Source organism: Geminocystis sp. GBBB08, from assembly GCF_016743215.1.
GTDB lineage: Bacteria > Cyanobacteriota > Cyanobacteriia > Cyanobacteriales > Cyanobacteriaceae > Geminocystis.
Window position 1 is genome coordinate 1 of record NZ_VRZC01000232.1, and the last position, 4,583, is coordinate 4,583.

At 34.1% G+C, this 4,583-nt stretch carries 5 protein-coding genes and 1 pseudogene; 5 read left to right on the plus strand and 1 reads right to left on the minus strand.

The features are described from left to right. Together uvrA and FWJ34_RS18330 are read left to right on the plus strand one after the other, a co-directional pair. On the plus strand, positions 1-2,569 hold a 2,569-nt coding region (uvrA, locus tag FWJ34_RS18325), incomplete at its 5' end, for an excinuclease ABC subunit UvrA (protein WP_308256774.1). A gap of 17 nt (positions 2,570-2,586) precedes the next feature. Beyond that, positions 2,587-3,558 (plus strand): site-specific DNA-methyltransferase, encoded by a 972-nt coding sequence (locus tag FWJ34_RS18330; RefSeq protein ID WP_308256775.1) that lies wholly within the window; start codon positions 2,587-2,589, stop codon positions 3,556-3,558. 17 nt (positions 3,559-3,575) lie between these two features. On the opposite strand, the gene FWJ34_RS18335 is transcribed toward FWJ34_RS18330, so the two are convergent. Next, complete coding sequence (locus FWJ34_RS18335) at positions 3,576-3,818, minus strand: helix-turn-helix transcriptional regulator (RefSeq protein ID WP_308256776.1); 243 nt, start codon at positions 3,816-3,818, stop codon at positions 3,576-3,578. A gap of 118 nt (positions 3,819-3,936) precedes the next feature. Between FWJ34_RS18335 and FWJ34_RS18340 the strand changes: the two are divergent. From FWJ34_RS18340 to FWJ34_RS18350, 3 genes and pseudogenes are all read left to right on the plus strand, one after another. Beyond that, a pseudogene (locus FWJ34_RS18340) lies at positions 3,937-4,134 on the plus strand (hypothetical protein); the annotation flags it as partial. Between the two features lie 9 nt (positions 4,135-4,143). Next, on the plus strand, positions 4,144-4,401 hold the full coding sequence (locus FWJ34_RS18345) for a type II toxin-antitoxin system RelE/ParE family toxin (RefSeq protein WP_308256778.1): 258 nt from the start codon (positions 4,144-4,146) through the stop codon (positions 4,399-4,401). Beyond that, positions 4,398-4,583, plus strand: a 186-nt coding sequence (locus tag FWJ34_RS18350) for a hypothetical protein (protein WP_308256779.1), incomplete at its 3' end; no start/stop codon positions are given. The genes FWJ34_RS18345 and FWJ34_RS18350, both read left to right, overlap by 4 nt.

Sequence of the window (4,583 nt, forward strand, 5' to 3'; positions counted from 1 at the left end):
CCATTGTCCCCACTGTGATCATTCTATCACCCCCCAGACCATCGATGAGATGATCGATCAAATTTTATCCTTACCTGAAAAAACCAAGATACATTTACTAGCACCCGTTGTTAGAGGAAAGAAAGGCAATCATCATCAATTATTATCTAGTTTACGCTCTCAAGGCTTCGTCAGAGTCAAAATTAACGAGGAAATTAGAGAATTAGCGGATAATATCGAGCTTAAACCCCAACAATACCATCATATTAGCGTTTTAGTCGATCGACTCATCGTTAAACCTAATCTTCAGGAAAGGTTAGCTGATTCTCTTTCTACTTGTCTGAAAATTGCAGATGGTATCGCTATTATTGAGGTGTTGGATGATTTATCACGCAAAGACGCAAAGACGCAAAGAGAGGCACAAAGGGATGAGAATATTACCTCTGCTATTCCTATTGTTAAGATTCTTTCTGATGAAGAGGTTATTTCACGCAAAGGCGCAAAGGCGCAAAGAGAGGGCGCAAAGTTTGCTGAGGAGCATTTTGTCTTGTCTGAGAAGTTTGCTTGTCCTACTCATGGGGCGGTGATGGAAGAGTTATCCCCCCGTCTTTTCTCTTTTAACTCTCCCTATGGCGCTTGTGAATCTTGTCACGGTTTAGGCAGTTTAAGACAGTTTTCACCCCATTTAATCATACCCGATCCTCGTGCTAAAATAATTAATGCCATCGCCCCTTGGGCAGAAAAAGACAACCCCTATTATCTCTCTCTCCTTGAATATGTTAGCAACGAATATAAATTTAAACTTACTGATTCATGGGATCGCTTAACTCCTCAGCAACAACACATTATCTTATACGGCGATAAGGAAATTCAAAATATCCAATACGGTTATTATCGTGGTGTTATTCCCATGTTAGATAAAACCTATCAAGAGAGTAATTCTGATATTATTAAGCAAAAATTAGAGCAATATTTAGAGTATCAAGTCTGTGAAGAATGTCACGGCAAACGCCTTAAACCCGAAGCCTTATCGGTAAAGTTAGGGCAATATAATATTTATGACTTGACAAATGTCTCTATTCATGAATGTCTTAACCGTCTCCACAATATCCAATTAACTCCTAAACAAGCCCAAATCGGCGAATTGGCTTTACGCGAAATCCTCGATCGTTTACAATTTCTTTTGAATGTGGGCTTAGACTATCTTACCCTCGATCGTCCTGCTATGACACTATCCGGCGGAGAAGCCCAAAGAATTAGATTAGCTACCCAAATTGGCTCAGGATTAACAGGTGTGTTGTATGTTTTAGATGAGCCTAGTATTGGTTTACATCAACGAGATAACGATCAACTTTTGGAAACTTTAAAAAAGTTACGAGATCTCGACAATACTTTAATTATTGTAGAACATGATGAGGACACAATCAAGTCCGCCGATCATATTGTGGATATTGGGGTAAAAGCAGGGCTACACGGTGGCGAAATCGTCTGTCAGGGCGACTTACAAACCCTCCTCGGTTGCGAAGCATCTTTAACGGGGGCGTATCTATCAGGGCGACGCAAAATCGAAGTACCACCTATCAGAAGGGAAGGCAACGGCAAATTTTTAACCCTTAAAAACTGTCACCGCAACAACCTAAAAAATATCGATGTCGAAATTCCTTTAGGCAAGTTTGTCTGTATAACTGGGGTATCTGGTAGCGGTAAATCCACCCTCGTCAACGAATTATTATACCCTTCCCTCCAACATCTTCTCAATCGGAATGTACCCTTTCCCAAAGATTTAGAGGCATTGGAGGGTATCGAAGCCATCGATAAAGTTATTGTAATCGATCAATCCCCCATCGGACGCACTCCTCGATCAAATCCTGCTACTTATACAGGAGTTTTTGATGTGATTCGGGAGTTATTCACGGAAACCATCGAAGCCAAAGCCAGAGGCTATAAACCTGGTAGATTCTCTTTCAACGTGAAGGGAGGAAGATGTGAAGCCTGTAGCGGTCAAGGTGTCAATGTGATTTCTATGAATTTCTTACCTGATGTCTATGTACAATGTGACATCTGCAAGGGTGCAAGATATAACCGTGAAACTCTCCAAGTTAAGTATAAGGGATTTTCGATCGCCGATGTCCTCAATATGACAGTTGAAGAAGCCTTAAAGGTGTTTGAAAATATCCCTCGCGCGGTGAATCGCCTCCAAACCCTTGTTGATGTTGGCTTAACCTACATTAAATTAGGGCAGTCTGCACCCACTTTATCAGGAGGAGAAGCGCAACGGGTGAAACTAGCAACGGAATTGTCTCGCCGTGCCACTGGTAAAACTATATATTTAATTGACGAACCAACTACAGGTTTATCCTTTTATGACGTGCATCACTTATTAAATGTTTTGCAAAAATTAGCGGATAAAGGAAATTCTATTATTGTTATTGAGCATAATTTAGATGTGATAAAATGTGCCGATTGGATTATTGATTTAGGTTTAGAAGGTGGCGATAAAGGAGGAGAAATTATTGCTATTGGCACTCCTGAAACGATCTCTAAATCTAAAAAATCTTACCTTGCAAAATACCTTAAAAAACTATTATAATTATCAATCTATTAATAATGGAATACTTAAACAAAATTATTCACGGTGATTGTATAGAAATATTAAAAAATATACCTGATAAAAGCATTGATTTAATTATTTTAGATCCACCTTATTGGAAAGTGATACAACAAAAATGGGATTATCAATGGCGCACTGAAGAAGATTATTTACAATGGTGTTTGAATTGGTTTCCCGAAATAGCTAGAGTAATAAAATTATCAGGTAGTTTATACTTATTTGGATATTTAAGAAATTTATTTTATTTATACCAGCCTTTAATTAATTTCGGATTTAATTTTAGACAACAAATAATTATTAATAAAGGTATAAAAGCTATTGGTGGTAGAGCAACAAAAAATTATAAAATGTTTCCTAACGTTACCGAAAGTTTATTATTTTTTATTTATGATAGTAAACCTTTTATTAGAAAATTACTTAAAGAGAAACAAAAAAAACTAGGGCTAACAGCATTAGAAATTAATCAACAATTAGGCGTAAAATCTAATGGTGGTGGAATGTGGTCACTCTATACTGGTGATAATATTTTAGCTCAAGTACCTACTAAAGAAATGTGGGAAAAGTTACAAAAAATTCTTGATTTTGAATATCCTTATGAAGATATAGCACAAGTTTTTAATATCGAAATGGGAGTTACAGATGTTTGGGAAGATATTAATTTTTATGAGGAAAAACGTTATCATCCTACACAAAAACCTGTGAAATTAATTGAGCGAATTATTAAAGCTAGTACCAACAAAAATAACATAGTTTTAGATCCTTTTATGGGTTCAGGTTCAACGGCTTTAGCTTGTTTAAATCTCGATCGTCATTATATTGGTATTGAAAAAGAAGAAAAATATATAAAGGTTATTAATCAAAGAATTGATGATTATAAATTTATTTTAGGTAGTAATAATTATGAATTAAGTATAGATAATAAAAATCATATAAATAATAATCAACTTATGCTAGATTTATCATGTTAAAATTATGGGATTAATATTTATAATTTATTTTGTTTTGTTTTGTTTTGTAGCTGAGTATCTTGAATATTTTTTCTGAGAACTATAGCCTTAGCTATTTTCTCAATATTAATCAGAGTAATATTTTTTTCTGCTCTTTCAATCATACCGATATATGTTCGATGAACGTTAGCTTTTTCTGCTAATTTTTCCTGTGAAATATTTTGTTTTAATCTTAATTCTTTAACTTTTTGACCAAATTTAACTAATATTTTTTCTTTCACAATTAGCTTGACTTTAGAAATCCTAAATATCAGTTTAGATAAATGCTAACTATAAATCGACATACTATAATTAGCATTTATCAGTTTTAAATTTAGAGATGTGTTTTGAAATATTTAGCAAAAATTAGCAGATAAGGGAAATTCGATCGTGGTTATCGAGCATAATTTAGATGTGATAAAATGTGCCGATTGGATTATCGATTTAGGCTTGGAAGGAGGAAATAAAGGAGGGAAAATTGTCGCCGTTGGCACACCTGAAAAGATAGCTAAATCTAAAAAATCTTACCTCGCAAAATACCTCAAAACCTTATTGTAAAATAATAGAATGTATAAAATTGAATATAGTAAAACAGCAATTAAAAAACTAAATAAAATTCCTAGAAATTTAGTTAAACGTATTCAAGATAAATTAATAGAAATTGCTCATAATCCCTATGAAAATCATCTTAACATAAAAAAGTTAGTTGGGAGAGAAGGATATAGACTAAGAATAGGAGATTGGCGAATTATTTATGAGATAAACAATGATAGAATTGTTATTCTAGTTTTAGATATTGATACCAGAGGAGGCATTTATAAATGACAACTGAAATTATCAAAAAAAATGGTCAAGATTATGCTGTCATTCCCTATGATTTTTACCAACAATTAATCGAAGATGCAGAAATGTTAGCTAATATAAAAACATTCGATCAAGCTAAAGATAAATCAGAAGAAAGTTTCCCCTCTGATATAGTTAATAGAATCTTTGTAGAAGGTGAAAAT

Excerpts from the sequence above, each read along its gene's own strand:
- FWJ34_RS18330 (WP_308256775.1), top strand. The coding sequence starts at position 2,587 with ATGGAATACTTAAACAAAATTATTCACGGTGATTGTATAGAAATATTA.
- FWJ34_RS18345 (WP_308256778.1), top strand. The coding sequence starts at position 4,144 with ATGTATAAAATTGAATATAGTAAAACAGCAATTAAAAAACTAAATAAA.